The 14,616-nt window shown below is 36.6% G+C and carries 17 protein-coding genes; 15 read left to right on the forward strand and 2 right to left on the reverse strand.

All coding sequences use genetic code 11. The features are described 5' to 3' along the window. Window positions 1-61 precede the first annotated feature (61 nt). The 4 genes from JKP34_RS14740 to JKP34_RS14755 all read left to right on the forward strand — a co-directional run bounded on the left by JKP34_RS14740 (window position 62) and on the right by JKP34_RS14755 (window position 3,599). On the forward strand, window positions 62-724 hold the full coding sequence (locus JKP34_RS14740) for an SLATT domain-containing protein (RefSeq protein WP_201923175.1): 663 nt from the start codon (window positions 62-64) through the stop codon (window positions 722-724). Window positions 725-982: 258 nt separating this feature from the next. Beyond that, complete coding sequence (locus JKP34_RS14745; protein WP_201923178.1) at window positions 983-1,495, forward strand: hypothetical protein; 513 nt, start codon at window positions 983-985, stop codon at window positions 1,493-1,495. 59 nt (window positions 1,496-1,554) lie between these two features. Then, a complete protein-coding gene (locus JKP34_RS14750) occupies window positions 1,555-2,010 on the forward strand; it encodes a GNAT family N-acetyltransferase (protein ID WP_201923181.1) in 456 nt (151 codons plus the stop codon). A gap of 179 nt (window positions 2,011-2,189) precedes the next feature. After that, the gene (locus JKP34_RS14755; protein ID WP_201923954.1) at window positions 2,190-3,599 is read left to right on the forward strand and encodes an MBL fold metallo-hydrolase; all 1,410 of its coding nucleotides are present in this window, start codon (window positions 2,190-2,192) and stop codon (window positions 3,597-3,599) included. 90 nt (window positions 3,600-3,689) lie between these two features. On the opposite strand, the gene JKP34_RS14760 is transcribed toward JKP34_RS14755, so the two are convergent. Further along, the gene (locus JKP34_RS14760) at window positions 3,690-4,226 is read right to left on the reverse strand and encodes a hypothetical protein (protein WP_201923183.1); all 537 of its coding nucleotides are present in this window, start codon (window positions 4,224-4,226) and stop codon (window positions 3,690-3,692) included. Window positions 4,227-4,348: 122 nt separating this feature from the next. Between JKP34_RS14760 and JKP34_RS14765 the strand changes: the two genes are divergently transcribed. The 3 genes from JKP34_RS14765 to JKP34_RS14775 are packed head-to-tail and all read left to right on the forward strand — an operon-like array spanning window position 4,349 to window position 5,884. Beyond that, on the forward strand, window positions 4,349-4,786 hold the full coding sequence (locus tag JKP34_RS14765) for a hypothetical protein (protein ID WP_201923185.1): 438 nt from the start codon (window positions 4,349-4,351) through the stop codon (window positions 4,784-4,786). After that, the gene (locus JKP34_RS14770) at window positions 4,755-5,039 is read left to right on the forward strand and encodes a DUF6958 family protein (RefSeq protein ID WP_201923187.1); all 285 of its coding nucleotides are present in this window, start codon (window positions 4,755-4,757) and stop codon (window positions 5,037-5,039) included. Before JKP34_RS14765 ends, JKP34_RS14770 begins: the two co-directional genes overlap by 32 nt. A 23-nt stretch (window positions 5,040-5,062) precedes the next feature. Next, entirely contained in the window at window positions 5,063-5,884 is an 822-nt protein-coding gene (locus tag JKP34_RS14775; RefSeq protein ID WP_201923188.1) for a heparin lyase I family protein, read from the forward strand. Window positions 5,885-6,009: 125 nt separating this feature from the next. Here the strand turns inward: JKP34_RS14775 and JKP34_RS14780 are convergent, their stop codons facing one another. Beyond that, window positions 6,010-7,080 (reverse strand): fatty acid desaturase family protein, encoded by a 1,071-nt coding sequence (locus JKP34_RS14780; RefSeq protein ID WP_201923190.1) that lies wholly within the window; start codon window positions 7,078-7,080, stop codon window positions 6,010-6,012. A gap of 331 nt (window positions 7,081-7,411) precedes the next feature. On the opposite strand from JKP34_RS14780, the gene JKP34_RS14785 reads away from it, so the two are divergent. From JKP34_RS14785 to JKP34_RS14820, 8 genes are read left to right on the forward strand one after another with little or no spacing between them, the layout of a single operon-like run. Next, window positions 7,412-8,110, forward strand: coding sequence for a DUF2064 domain-containing protein (locus tag JKP34_RS14785; RefSeq protein ID WP_201923192.1), 699 nt, complete (start codon window positions 7,412-7,414; stop codon window positions 8,108-8,110). A 42-nt stretch (window positions 8,111-8,152) separates the two neighbouring features. Beyond that, window positions 8,153-9,382, forward strand: coding sequence for an ABC transporter substrate-binding protein (locus tag JKP34_RS14790; RefSeq protein ID WP_236665017.1), 1,230 nt, complete (start codon window positions 8,153-8,155; stop codon window positions 9,380-9,382). Beyond that, entirely contained in the window at window positions 9,348-10,223 is an 876-nt protein-coding gene (locus JKP34_RS14795; protein ID WP_236665018.1) for an ABC transporter permease subunit, read from the forward strand. The genes JKP34_RS14790 and JKP34_RS14795 overlap by 35 nt, the downstream gene beginning before the upstream one ends. Next, window positions 10,216-10,989: an ABC transporter permease gene (locus JKP34_RS14800; RefSeq protein WP_201923194.1), complete on the forward strand. Its 774-nt coding sequence runs from the start codon at window positions 10,216-10,218 to the stop codon at window positions 10,987-10,989. The genes JKP34_RS14795 and JKP34_RS14800 overlap by 8 nt, the downstream gene beginning before the upstream one ends. Beyond that, the gene (locus JKP34_RS14805; RefSeq protein ID WP_201923195.1) at window positions 10,989-11,729 is read left to right on the forward strand and encodes an ABC transporter ATP-binding protein; all 741 of its coding nucleotides are present in this window, start codon (window positions 10,989-10,991) and stop codon (window positions 11,727-11,729) included. The genes JKP34_RS14800 and JKP34_RS14805 overlap by 1 nt, the downstream gene beginning before the upstream one ends. 9 nt (window positions 11,730-11,738) lie before the next feature. Next, the gene (locus JKP34_RS14810; RefSeq protein ID WP_201923198.1) at window positions 11,739-12,665 is read left to right on the forward strand and encodes a nucleoside hydrolase; all 927 of its coding nucleotides are present in this window, start codon (window positions 11,739-11,741) and stop codon (window positions 12,663-12,665) included. A gap of 2 nt (window positions 12,666-12,667) precedes the next feature. Next, window positions 12,668-13,657 (forward strand): phosphotransferase, encoded by a 990-nt coding sequence (locus tag JKP34_RS14815; protein WP_201923200.1) that lies wholly within the window; start codon window positions 12,668-12,670, stop codon window positions 13,655-13,657. Between the two features lie 4 nt (window positions 13,658-13,661). Next, window positions 13,662-14,615 (forward strand): radical SAM protein, encoded by a 954-nt coding sequence (locus JKP34_RS14820; RefSeq protein WP_201923961.1) that lies wholly within the window; start codon window positions 13,662-13,664, stop codon window positions 14,613-14,615. Window position 14,616: the final 1 nt, after the last annotated feature.

Genomic DNA, 14,616 nt, shown 5'->3' on the forward strand with positions numbered 1-14,616 from the left:
AATTCACTGCAGTTAAAAGGTTTGAATACTATGATAAATTGTTTTTATTAACTCTTAGCATATGGAAGAATCGACTGAAATTAAAAAATTTCCAACTTACAAAGATCACCTCAACAAGACCTTTCTTGAGGAACTAAACTATAAGCTTTGGTCAACGAAAGGAACGCGATTTAAAGCAAGTAAAAGACTTCTAACACAAAACGATCTATCAAACAAGGCAATAGCTTTTCTATCTGCCTATCTAATAATTCTAGGTCTGTTGTCTGTCTATAGAGTTACTGGCGGAACGGAAATAAGCTCCAATTTGATAGCTTTCGGATCAACGACTCTCTCGATATTATTACTAGCTTTTAGCCAAATGGAAGCGGCCCAGGATTTTAAAATAAAAGCAATGAACTTTCAAGATTGCGCTTTAAAAGTCTCTGCCATTTATGACAAGTTAAGAATCGAAAAAACCCTTGTAAAACCAGACGAGGGACAAAAAGTTACTATATGCAAAGAACTAAGTAAACAGTATCAAGACATACTGGAGAATTACCCGAATCATGAACACATAGATTATAAAATTTTTAGATCCGAACATGCTGAATATTTTGAACTCAGCAAATGGGCTGTGTTTAAAACTAAAGCAAGATATTACCTACAAGTAAAACTCCTATACCATTCCCTGATAGTGATTCCCCCAACTGTTATGATAATTTCGATAATAAAAACCTCAACCTGAAAAGTTGGAGTTTTTAGATAAAGAAAAGGTCCTAACAGGTGCCAAGCCCAATCGGCTTACTTAGGTATTTAAAAAGGAAGTCTGGATAAAATAAATTTGAGCTATTTGAAAAGCTGGACTGACTGTGCTTAGTTAGACATTATTCCTATCAAAAATATGAAATACTGGGTTTTTGAATCTAAGAATTTAAAGCAGTTTTTTCTGTTAACTAAACGTGCCTTGCTATTTGGCTCATATTCTAGTAAAAAAGTTCAAAGCTTGATTGAAGCCATAGAGAATAATAAGACCATTCCAAAAGAATTAAAAGGGATAAAACTTGATTACTTTAATTCAATTGAAAGAGGAATAAATAACTGTATAATAAATATCAAACTGACTAATCAAGATTCTGAAATCATAAAATTTAAAAATCAAGAAAGCAGGGACGAAATTTTCAATTCTCTCACTAAACAGTTTAAGGTTAAAGAAAGTATTAGTTTAGAAATAAAGTATAAGTACAAAAAAAGACTGTTAATCAATCTTTTAATGATAATCTCAATTTCATTAGCACTTTTTTTCTATTGGCCTACTTTAATACCAGAATCAATATATTATAAAACTCCATATCTTAAGAGCTTTTACCAATTGATTAGAAAGTTCTTAGTGAATTTCGACAGGCCAGGTATCTTAGCTTTGTCAATTTTAGCTATAACTTATCAAATAATAATCTTCCGTAGACACTTAAAAAGAAATTCAAAAATTGAAAGGATAATAATAAAGAGCAGAACATAAACCCCATTTACTCACCCCTTTCATAACAAGCTTTCAATAAATAATACCACAGCCCTCAAATGAATTTCAGAATAGCCCAAGAAGAAGATTTAACTACACTAAACACTATCAGTGTAGCGGCTAAGGCTTACTGGGGTTATCCTGAAGCATGGATGCAGCATTGGCATGATGAACTTACACTCACTACTGAAAACCTGATCAATGAGCATGTTTTAGTGCTTGAGGTTGATGATACCATCATTGGCTTCTCTTCCCTTATAGAAAATAATGACAACTATGAAATACTGCACCTATGGCTACTCCCTACTCATATTGGAAAAGGCTTTGGCGGCAAACTGCTTGAGGCAACTATTGAGCATTGTGTTAATAGCAATAAGGAGATAATAGTTGAAGCCGACCCTCATGCTGAAGCCTTTTACCAGCATCATGGCTTCACTACTTTTGACAAAGTAGAGAGCTTTCCTAAAGGTAGATTCTTACCACTTATGAGAAGAAAGAAGACTGCCAAACCTTAACACAATTCTCTCAACACACTACTAATCAACTGTTTCTGTTTCTCAAATCTCCCAAATAAATGACAAAAATCAGTCTTTCAGCTGAGAGTTATCATGGCATCCACAATTAGGTAACAAAAGTCACAAACCTCTGAAAATCAATACGTAATATAGTGTACATATTAAAATTCAGAGCCATGATGAAGATAGAACAAATTTATACCGGATGCTTAGCACATGCCGCCTACTATGTTGAAAACAATGGAGAAGCAGTCATTTTTGATCCGCTTCGTGAAGTGCAGCCTTACATAGACAGAGCCGAAAGAGACAAGGCCAAAATCAAATATGTATTTGAAACCCACTTCCATGCTGATTTTGTAAGCGGTCATTTAGATTTAGCAGAAAAAACAGGAGCAAAAATCGTATATGGTCCAACAGCCAAACCAGCTTTTAACGCTATAGTAGCTGCCGATAATGACCTTTTCACTTTAGGTAATTACAAGATAAAAGTATTGCATACACCTGGCCACACCATGGAAAGCACTACTTATTTATTAATTGATGAAAACGGCAATGACCATGGCATCATCACGGGTGACACTTTATTTATTGGCGATGTGGGTCGTCCTGATTTAGCGCAGCATGTGGTTGAAGATTTAACAGAAAAGAAGCTGGCAGGTCATTTATACGATTCATTGCATAATAAAATTCTTCCGCTGGATGATAAATTAATTGTTTACCCGAATCATGGTGCAGGTAGTGCCTGTGGTAAAATGATGAGTAAGGAAACTACTGATACTTTGGGTCACCAAAAAGCCACCAACTATGCGCTACAACCAATGAGTAAAGAGGAATTTATAAATAAAGTACTTGATGGCTTAACAACACCTCCAGCTTACTTCCCTAAGAATGTCCTCATGAACATTCAAGGTTATGAAAGTTTGGATAAGGTGATGGACAGCGCAAAAACTCCTTTAAGTTCGGAAGCTTTTGAGGCAGCTGCTAACGAAACTGGCGCTTTGGTTCTAGATACTCGGAATGCTAATGATTTCGCCAAAGGTTTCATTCCAAATAGCATCAACATAGGCCTCGATGGCAATTTTGCCATGTGGGTTGGTGAAATGATTCCTGACATTAAGCAGCAACTTTTACTTGTGTGTGATGAAGGTAAAGAAGAGGAAGCCATGATCAGGTTATCTCGTGTAGGTTTTGACTATACCATCGGCTACCTAAAAGGAGGATTTGAAAGCTGGCGCAGAGCCGGCAAAGAGATTGAAACAGTTAAAAGAATGGATGCTGAAGAACTTGCCGGCAAATATTCTGAAAAGCCCCTTATCATTGACATCCGTAAAAAGAGTGAATTTGATTCAGAGCATGTGGTAGATGCTGTCAATATACCTTTAAATCAAATCAATGAGCACCTGTCACAATTCCCAAAAGATAAACCATTCATCATGTATTGCGCAGGTGGCTACAGAAGCATGTTAGCAGCTTCCCTTTTAAAAGCAAGAGGCTGGAATGACTTTACCGATATACAAGGAGGTTTTAAAGAAATTCTGAATACGACAATACCGGTAACAGCATACAAATGTCCTACAACCCTGCTTTAAATTAAAGCAGCTATTTAGTGAGAAAGCCAGACTCTGTCTGGCTTTTTTAAATTCCTATAAGTCTACCCAAAAATCAGTTTAATTAATTATTTAATCAATTTTAGTACCTGAAGCAGTTCCTTCAGCATAGTAGGAAAAATTTTGTCCAATAATCTGAAAATCATAGTCAAAGCTTATACTAGATTCGTTGAACTCACCGCTTAAATTCAACTCACAGGTCAGTATATCATTATCATTAAGAGCAGAGGTATAAATCGTAATAAACTCAACATCTTGTAGTTTAAAAAGGCTACCACTTAAGATAGCGATTTGCTCATCCCTACTTATTTGAGCCCTAATAATATCCCTGGTATTAAACTGAAAAAATGTTAACTCTTCAATAATAGCCTCAGCAAGAGGCTCAATATCTAGAAAGACTTCATCCTCATCTAATAAAGACTCTAAACTCACTTCGATTTCTGGATTACTCGACACAGAAAAGTCACCTTGAAATATGCTTCCAGTCAAATTATCAATTTGATATGTACCAATAAATGGTTCTCTTGCATCAGGCTCAACTCCATCTTCTTCTTGGCAAGAAAGTAGAATAAGACACAGATAAATAAAAAAAGCGTGTATAGGTTTCATATTAAACTGCTAGTATTTTTTATACATATGTACCTAAATTAATTAATTCTAGTTAATAATGTATCCCGATCAGCATTTATCATTAAATTAAATAAACAATAATTAGTAGATTATTTCTAAAAATGCTTGACCAGTATATCCGTAAGTTAATACGAATTCAGTTTGTCGTGATATTCTTGTTTATGGTATTGAAAGCATCTCGAAAGTCAATTATCAATAGTTTTGACAACGAATATTTGACCATTTTCCTTTATTCATTTCCCAATTTTGCCGAAGCAATTGTAGGTACTTTTGTTGTTTGCGGTATTATGTTATACTCAAAAGCTAAGGTTAAATTCTTATTTCATTTTCCATCAAATGCAACATACTTAATAGCCACGCTACTTGCGGCTGTTTATGTCATCCTTCAGGAAATGAAAATCCATAATTTAGGAGGTGAAAATATTTATGATCCTTATGATATTGCTTTTTCAATTATAGGTTTATTTACCGCTTACTTAATACTGTTATTAATTAAACCAGAGCGCTATGAAAGAGAAGATCATGACACTTCATCCTGAAGGGAAACAAGGAGTGAATATCTCGAAAAGAAAGTATGAGCTTGTGAAGGAATTTATCATAGCTACACTTTCAAAAAATGAAAGCATTACCTTTAAGCAGTTAACCGTATTAGCCAATCAAGAACTGAATGAAGCTTTTGATGGAAAAGTCACCTGGTATTTGGTAACAGTCAAGCTGGATTTAGAGGCCCGGGCTATTATTGAGAGAATCCCCAATTCAAGTCCTCAAGAGTTGAGATTATTAAAGAAATAGATACTTTATTAAACTTAGAAATGGTGAAAAGACTATTAATACTGGCACTACTATGCACAGCTTGCGCAGAGAATGATCCTTCTACCACTGTGGATGAAGATGAGGTGAACTACACCTTTGAAGATGGGTTTGAAACTTCTGGAAATGAGCTTTCCGAATTATTCCCAAATGATGATAGCAGGTGGACCAACATTCAGCAGGTTGACCCAGACAACGGGAATAATGAAATTAACTTAGAAAGTTCAACTGTACTAGCAGGAAGTAGCTCCCTTCGAATTTATGCCGAGGCTTCAAATAATATTTTGTCTAAAGCAGATATAGAAAAAGGCGGATTTAGCGCACCAGAAGGCTCAACCATAAAAATAACCGCTAACTTTTATATCGCATCAACTGCCAATATTGAAAACCTATTATTAATTGACCTGGAGTGCTGCTCATGCTGGGATCCTGAGGTGCCTGATAATCAATGTCCCGGCATTAGGCTGATGATGAAAGAAAATGATTTCTTATCGATTGAACGAGGTAAAATATTAGGCTCAACTATTGTGCAATCAGCAGTTGCCTTTCCAAGAAATGTATGGGTTAATGTTGTATGGGAGTTAGCATTATCATCCGATAATAATGGCATGAACAAACTTTACATAAATGGTCAGGAAGTTATTTCCGAAAGTGGGATGAATATGCCAAATGCGGATTTATTCAGAGCTGAGTTTGCTAAAAATGGAATTGATTTTGAGCTTCAAGTACCTTTGTATTATGAACGCTTTCAAATTGGTGCTACTGCTAACCCAACTCAGGATGACATAGAACTATTTATTGATGATGTTAAACTTGAAATTAAATGAAGCAAACAAAAAAATTATTGTTTGGAAGAACACTTCTTATAGCATCAATTTTCTGAATATCTCGCCACAAAAAAGCCCAAACAACTTTCGTTATTTGGGCTTCAAATATCTAAATAAGATGCTCTCTAGGCAATACTACCTATCATCTTTAAATGCTTGGTATGTGATTTCATTGCTGCAATCATTGTAGGAAACTCATTATAAGCCACGTTAAATTGCTCACAGGTTTCCTTAACCAATTTATTGATAGCAGGATAATGCACATGGCTTATTTTAGGGAATAAGTGATGCTCTACCTGAAAATTCAATCCACCAGTGTACCAATTCAGAACTTTACTCTTGGTGCCAAAATTAGCTGTAGTTCTTATTTGGTGAATGGCCCATTCAGTAGGAATGATTCGCTCACCTTTAACAGGTACATCATGGAAATCTGTTTCTTCCACTACGTGTGCCAATTGAAACACAACGCCAATGGTATAACCCGTAATAGCTGTTACAACCAAATAGCCTACAAGCGTAGCAATTAGACCTTTCATTAAAATTGGAAGGATAAAAAAGGTGGTAATATAAGCCAGCTTTGTTAACCAAAAGATCAAATGCTCCTTAAAACTCATTTTTGCCAATTCTGTATCAGCTACTTTTCCTGTAAAGTACTTTTTGAAATCTTGAAAAAACACCCAGAATGAGTATGAAGTAGCATAAAGTGGATAAGCATAAATATGCTGATATTTATGATACCATCTTTTCTTTTGATGTGTGCTTACACGTATAAATGGCCCAATATTGATATCGTCATCCATTCCTTCAATGTTAGTAAAGGAATGGTGATTTTTGTTGTGCTTATTTTTCCAAATGAAAACAACGCCACCCATAAGGTTGAGCGTTAATCCCATCATATAATTAACATGTTTGTTATTTGAGAAGCTCCCATGTGCGCCATCATGCATCACATTGAAACCGATTGCTGCAAGGTTTAAACCAAAAAGCGCACAAAGCACAATTGATAACCAGGCAGGCATAGAAATAAAAACTATGGCTGTGTACAATGAAGCAAACGCAACCAACAAAATAGTTGCCTTTGTATATAATCTACTATTTCCCCAGGTATTGATGTTATTCGATTTAAAATATTCATCTACCCTTTTCTTTAAAACGGGAAAGAAGTTATTGGTATTGATTCTTTCTGCTGAATGCATGTACTATTGTTTTAATGATTCCTAAAGATAAAGCTTATTACACTTACTTATTGTTTTTATCTTTAATAAAAGGTTATTTTTTTCAAAATTGCAAGTTTGTTGAACAAGCTTCCATTATCACTTACACAATGTTCAACATTTTTTTTCTTGACGACCAAAATGTCATCCGAATTACTTTCACACAAAGAAAATCAGTTTTGACTATTATTTAGAAAACAAAAAGCTATACCTTAAAGTCATTTAGATGATAAAAAAGTTCAATTAAGTGAATAATAAAAAATCCGCGTCAATAAAAGCATCGTAAGTAGACAACCATTAGTAAACTGAGCAATTGAATAATAAGACTGCCATACTTTTTTTTAGTAGAACTGCCAATTCTGAGGCGGATCATAAGCAGTGGTCAAAAAATAATCACCTCAATCACTCTGTTGCTAGTTTACTAATTCAAAATGCTTTAAATCAACTCAAGAAAACGCAACAAAGCTTTTATCATTTTGATGAGCACCTACAATGTGGCAATCACTTTGGTGAGAAGCTAAGCAATGCTTTCGAAGCCTTATATGAAAAAGGATTTAGTTCTGTAATTGCGATAGGCAATGACAGTTTAAATTGGCATAACATCAATTGGAATGAGCTTTTTGAAAGTTTGCAGCAAGGTCATTCTGTTTTAGGACCTAACTATAGAGGTGGTGCTTATTTAATTGGTATACATAAAAGAAATTTCGATAAAGCTAGTTTTCAAAAACTACCGTGGCAACAACCTTTACTTTACCAGGCTCTTAATCAACACTTGGGTGAAAATGCCACAGTGCTAGAAACTACAAAAGAGCGTGATTTCAACACATTTCATGATCTTCTACTATTTATTAAAGCTCAACGCCAGCAAATAGCTCTTAAATCGATACAATCTGTATTAAGATCTATTTTAATAGTTAGCACACCTTCATTCAATAACAAAAAAGGTAAACACCTACTTTCTGGCTTTAGAGCCGGCTATACCCTCCGTCCACCACCATTCTTCTACGCTTAATCCGCAGGTAGAAAAATATTAAACTTACTTAAAACAGCTTAAATGAAAGCGAAAAAGGCTATTAATGGCTTTTTCTTCTCATTCATGCTTGTTGCGCTAATAAACTGTTCTCAAAAAGAGGAAAAGCAACAAACAAATTGGAAGGAAGCCTCATGGGAGAAAATTGAAGCATCATCAGAAAATACTGAAGTAAACTTTATGATGTGGCAGGGAAGCCCAGTTATGAACAATTATATTAATAACTATGTGATTCCTGCTTTAAAAGAAAAGTATAAGATTGACCTGAAGATCAGTAGTGGTCAGGGGCCTGAAATAGTTCAATTGCTTATGAATGAAAAACAGGCAGCAAGCGACCAGGGCCAAATTGATATGGTTTGGATAAATGGTGAAACCTTTTTCCAATTAAGAAAAATTGAAGGCCTGTATGGTCCTTTTGTTCAACAGCTTCCTAATGCAGAGTACATCGATTTTGATGATCCATTTATCAGCATTGATTTTCAGCAAAACATCAATAACATGGAAGCACCATGGGGTATTAGCCAGTTTGCCTTCGTGTATGATAGTGCCAAAGTTGCTAACCCTCCGAAAAATCTTACAGCGCTTACAGCTTTCGTGAAAGCTAATCCCGGAACCTTCACTATTTCAAATGATTTTTCAGGCATGACACTTCTTAAGGCCTTTCTGGCTGAGCTTGGCGGAAGTCCCAATAGTTTGGATGGTAGCTTCGACCAGCAAAAATATGATACACTGTCGAATCAACTTTGGCAATGGATCAATGAAAACAAGCAATATTTCTGGAAAGAAGGAAGCACATTCCCTAAAGAACACAGCCGTATGGATCAGATGTTTGCCTCAGGCGAGCTCCTATTATCTTACGGATTTGCCGAAGGTGGAATTGAAGAAAAAGTGATACAAGGTTTATTCCCCAAAACTACACGTGGTTATGCTTGGAAAAATGGTACCGTCCTAAATTCTAATTATCTGGGTATTACCTATAATGCAAAGAATATTGCCGGAGCCTTAACAGTGATAAATTTCCTCTTATCACCTGAAGCTCAACTTAAAAAGGCTGACCCGGGTGGTGCGAATGCAAATACCGTATTGGATATGGATAAGCTCCCTGAAGAATGGCAGAAGAAATTCCAAACGATTACTACTCGGCAATATGGCCCTTCTCTTGATGAATTACGCACTCACGCCATCAAGGAGCCAGCCCCTGAGTATATGTTAAAATTATATGAAGATTTCAGAACCCATGTTATTGAAAAATAGAGGTAACATAGGAATTCTACTCTTTTTTGGAGTCATCATAATGCCATTTGCGATAGCATTCCTTTATGCCCTATTATACAGTTTTGGGCTCGTGGGAATATTAAATGACGGCTTCACAATAGCGTATTGGCTTACAGTATTGTCCGCTCCGCAGCTTGGCTATAGTTTTCTATATAGCGCGCTTATTGCAGCTGTATCGGTAATATTTTCCGTTGGCTTATCACTATTTACTGTTTTATACCTGAAAAAAGCGCTAAACAAGCCCTTTATCAATTTTATGCTTTACATGCCCTTGGCTATTCCGGGTATTGTATCCGCATTCTTTACATATCAGTTATTTGCTCGAACAGGTTTCTTTTCAAGGCTAAGTTATCAACTTGGTATCATTACTGAAGCAGCTTCCTTTCCTGATCTTATAAACGATCAATTTGCCTTCGGTATCATCCTGACCTTCATCAGTCTATTAGCACCATTTTTCATATTGTTCTATCTAAATCTTTATAAGAATGAGAACCTTGAAGCGCTGGAAAGAGTGGCAATCTCTTTAGGTGCAAACCCTAAACTTGCTACATTAAAAGTTAGCCTACCAATTTTGCTAAAGAAGTCTCAGACAGTTGTTCTCCTCTATTTTATATTTCTGCTGGGCGCTTATGAAGTCCCACTTATTTTAGGGCAGGAATCTCCACAGATGTTATCAGTATTGATATTACAGGAGCTAAGACAGTTTGACCTCAACAAAATTCCGGAAGGTTATACCATGGCTGTCATATATACTTCAGTTGTGAGCCTAATTACTTTTTTCATTTTCAGATCTCAAAAAAATAAAGTGATACATGGTTAAAAGCTGGAAACCCTTTTTTGTCACAATTCTGATTGTACTGGTATTATTTCCTTTTATATACCTTCTGCTGCTTTCTATGTCTTCTGGTTGGGCGTTCCCTCAGATCATTCCTTCTAATTTTGGATTTGATAATTGGAAAGCAATCACACAATCAGAGGTAGGGCTTTTTACGGCATTAATGAATTCTATTCTTATTGCGCTTACAGTGGCGTCTATTGCTACTTTTGGTGGCTTTATACTGAGTAGAATTGTTGCTTACCACAAGCAAAAAAACAGCCTTATTTTAATCAGTTATTTCCCTTATATACTTAGCCCGGTAGTATTTGGAGCCTGCCTGAGCTTTTTCTTTATGAAAGTAAACCTATTTGGAAATATGGGAGGAGTCATAATTGCACAACTGATTATAAGTCTGCCATATGCCCTAATATTTTTCGGAAGTTTTTGGAACGAGAAAAATAGGAATATAGAAAATCTGGTCGCCACCCTAGGTGGTAATAAAATTGTAAGTTTTGTAAAAGTGCTTCTACCATTAGCAAAGGGCTTACTCCTAGTCTGTTTTTTTCAGACTTTCCTTATCTCATGGTTTGAATACGGGCTTACCGCAATCATTGGTCTTGGCAAAGTGCAAACATTGACCATCAAAGTATTTCTTTATATAAAAGAGGCCAATTTTTTCTACGGAGCACTCAGCAGCTGCCTGCTGATTATGCCTCCTGTCATATTACTTTACTTAAACAAAAGATTTGTATTTAACAGAATGAGCTAATGCATCTGGAAATTGAAAAAATAAGCAAATCCTACGGAAATGAAGAGGTTATCAAGGACCTTAGCCTTCAGCTGGAAGCTAACAAAACGCTCAGCATTTTAGGTAAATCAGGCTGTGGAAAAACCACTATGCTTAAAATTATTGCGGGTTTAACAAAGCCTGACAATGGTAGCATTAAAATGGCCGGAAAAGATATTTCTGATCTTTCTCCGGAAAAGAGAGGCATAGTCTATCTATATCAGGAGGATTTACTTTTCCCACACCTTAATGTGTTTGAAAATATTGCTTTTGGCTTAAGAATAAGGAAGGAAAATGAAGCAGACATCAACAGAAAAGTGAATGAAATGCTTCTCTTTCTTGAACTGGAGAAGCAAGCGCAAAGGATGCCTCATGAATTATCAGGAGGACAACGACAACGAGTGTCTTTTGGCAGAGCCATTATCATCAACCCTTCAATTCTTTTACTTGACGAACCCTTTGGAAGCCTGGACAGTGGCACACGTCAAAGAATGCAACACTTGTTCAAGGACATGGCAGATAAATTCCAAATCACTTCTCTGCTTGTAACACATGATTTAAAAGAAGCTATTCTCATGGGTGATCAGATAGGCTTTATGAAGAAAGGAAGACTTCAGGTTTATAACTCAAGAGATGAGTTCATAAATGATCCACAAACGGGAGTGCAAAGTGAACTACATTTCTGGGAGGGCTTAAAAAATGAAAAAACAGAACAGCTATAACAGCATACTATGAATGAACAAAAACAAAATATTTGGATAGATACTGATTTAGCAGTTGGTAAAAAAAGAACACACAAACCGGGTTATTGCGATGTTGACGATGGCTACGCAGTATTACAGCTTCTAAAGAATGATCAAATAACTATATCAGGAATAAGTACTGTATTTGGGAATACCAGTATAGAGAATGCTTATGAAATTGCTGCTGATATATGCGATAAATACGCTACCTACGAAATACCCTATTTTAAAGGAGCAGAGGCTGCGCTTGATCCGCAAAAAGTGGAGCATAACGAAGCCACTCTCGCTCTGGCCGAAAAGCTTAAAAATAACAGGCTTAAAATTTTAGCCATTGGTCCTGCGACTAACGTAGCCATAGTGCTACTAAAGAATCCTGAGCTTGCCAAAAATATTGAGGAAGTGGTTCTTGTGGCAGGAAGAAGAAAGCCAACCGATTATTTCAACATAGGTTCAAAAGGCAACAGAGCTCCTGATCTCAATTTCGATTTAGATAATCTGGCTTTTGAAGTAATGTTTCAGGCAGGCATTCCTGTAACACTCTGCCCTTTTGAAATAAGTAGCAAAGTGTGGATTACTGATGAAGATTTACAAAAACTTGCAAAGAGTGATTCAGCCAACCAGTGGCTGGCAAATCACTCAGAGGCGTGGCTGAACCAGTGGCTTGAACAGGGCGCTCAAGGCTTTAATCCATTCGATGTGTTGGCGAGTCATTACCTCATTGCTCCTGAGCTTATAAAAAGTGAAATGCTATCAGCCAAACTTGAACTACACCTCAATGACCAGATACCTGAAAATCCTAATCAGCAATTCAAGAATTACCTGCTTTGTGGCGATGAAGGCCTTTACAAAGTGAAATACTGCTTTGATGTGGCAGATGGGTATCATCAGGCATTAATTGAATCTTTAACCAAATAAATATGCACCTACAGAAAGACACTGAACTCATAAATAATTTCTTAAAGTCGAACAACTGGATTTCTTCGGATGAAGAAGTGACAGTATTAGAAGTACCAGGAGAAGGCAACATGAACTTCACTCTAAGGTGTAAATTAAACAGCGGCAAAAGTTTTATACTAAAGCAAAGTAGAGATTTTGTTGAAAAATATCCGCAAATAGCTGCCCCTGAACAAAGGGTATTGGAAGAAGCCAGGTTTTATGATTTCATAAAGGATGATGCTTTCCTAAGAGATAGAACACCTAGCGTACTTCAACTGGATCGTGAATCTCATATCATGATGATGGAAGACCTTGGTGAAGGGAGTGACTATACTGCTTTATACAAAAAGGATGTTCAGTTAAAAGAAAATGAACTCGAAGAACTGATTGCCTTTATAGCGCACTTGCATAAAAACTTCAATAAGCAGAACTGCAAAGAAACTATAACCAATAGGGAAATGCGCGCACTCAACCATGAGCATATATTCGTGCTGCCTTTCGAAAAGGATAACGGGCTAAACCTCGATGACATCATGCCCGGTTTAGCTGAAGTATCAAACCTGGCAACTAATAATAGCAAGTTAAAAGAAGCAGTAAAGTCACTTGGGCAGCAATACCTTGAAGATGGGGCACAACTGTTACATGGTGATTATTTTCCGGGCAGTTGGTTAAAAACAGCAAATGGAATTAAAATTATTGATCCTGAATTCTGCTTTTTTGGGCCTGCTGAATTTGAATTAGGTGTTTGTTTGGCTCATTTATACATGGCAGAACAACCCAAAGAGTTCATTCAAAAAGCCATCAACATTTATAAAAAAGACGCCCCCCTTAATGATATGCTCATGATGAAATTCATGGCTGTGGAAATGCTGAGAAGAATCTTAGGGGTTGCTCAGTTGCCACTTCAACTTTCCCTGAACGAACGCAAGGCACTTGTTGAAAGGAGCATTCTAATAATCACTGAATATTGATATGATGGAAAAACCAAACTTCAATAACTACGATCAAATCTACTGGGCCTTTACGCAATTGTGCAATGACCAATGCATCCACTGTTATAACAGTTCTGGCCCCAAAGGCACAAGAATATCGGAGGAAGAATGCCTGGCAATTGTGAATAATTTACCGGATAACCTCAATAAGCTTATTCTGAGTGGCGGTGAACCGCTTGCAGAGAAAAAGATACTTTATGCTATTCTGGAAGCTGTTGAGAAAAAGTATGATGGCAAATTACAGGTAGCACTGCAGTTTAATGGTGATTTACTAAACCCTAAAATATTAGGAGAGCTTATCCATTTAGGCGTTGATCATTTTTCTATAGCCAGTATAGACAGGTATCATAAAAAGCAGGGCGAAAGAAAAGAAGTTTTAGCAGCATTATTTGAAAGCCAGAGAGTAAAACTAAGAGAAGGCCAGCCAAAAACTAAAAGATCTGACAATACAAAGATTGAAGCGCCTCAGCTTACCTACGGTTTTTTCGGAGCTACTGAAGATATGTGGCTTGGAGGAAACTGGGCAAGGGGAAGAGCACTGGAGCATGATATATGGAAAAAAGATGGCACGCATAACTTTTGCGCCATTCACTCAGGCGCCATAGGTTTCATCGACAAAAAGAATGATGACATTACACAGGAACTTTCCATCCAGCTATGGAAAGTTAATCCATGTTGCCCGGGAACAGTGACACCAATGGGTGATGCAAGAAAAGAGAAGGTAGCTGATATTGTTGAGCGCATGAGCAAACATGAGGTTATGAAAAAACTAAATGCCGGCAATATTTATCAAATCGGTGAATCAATCGGGATATCCGAAGCTTATGCCCGCCAGCGAGCCAAAGAATTGAAAAACGTCTGCCTATGGTGCGATGAATTCTTTACCAAGCATTACGATATGAAAGAACAACAAGAAAAAACAACCACTAACAAATAAA

Source organism: Marivirga atlantica (assembly GCF_016734805.1).
GTDB classification, from domain to species: Bacteria; Bacteroidota; Bacteroidia; order Cytophagales; family Cyclobacteriaceae; genus Marivirga; species Marivirga atlantica.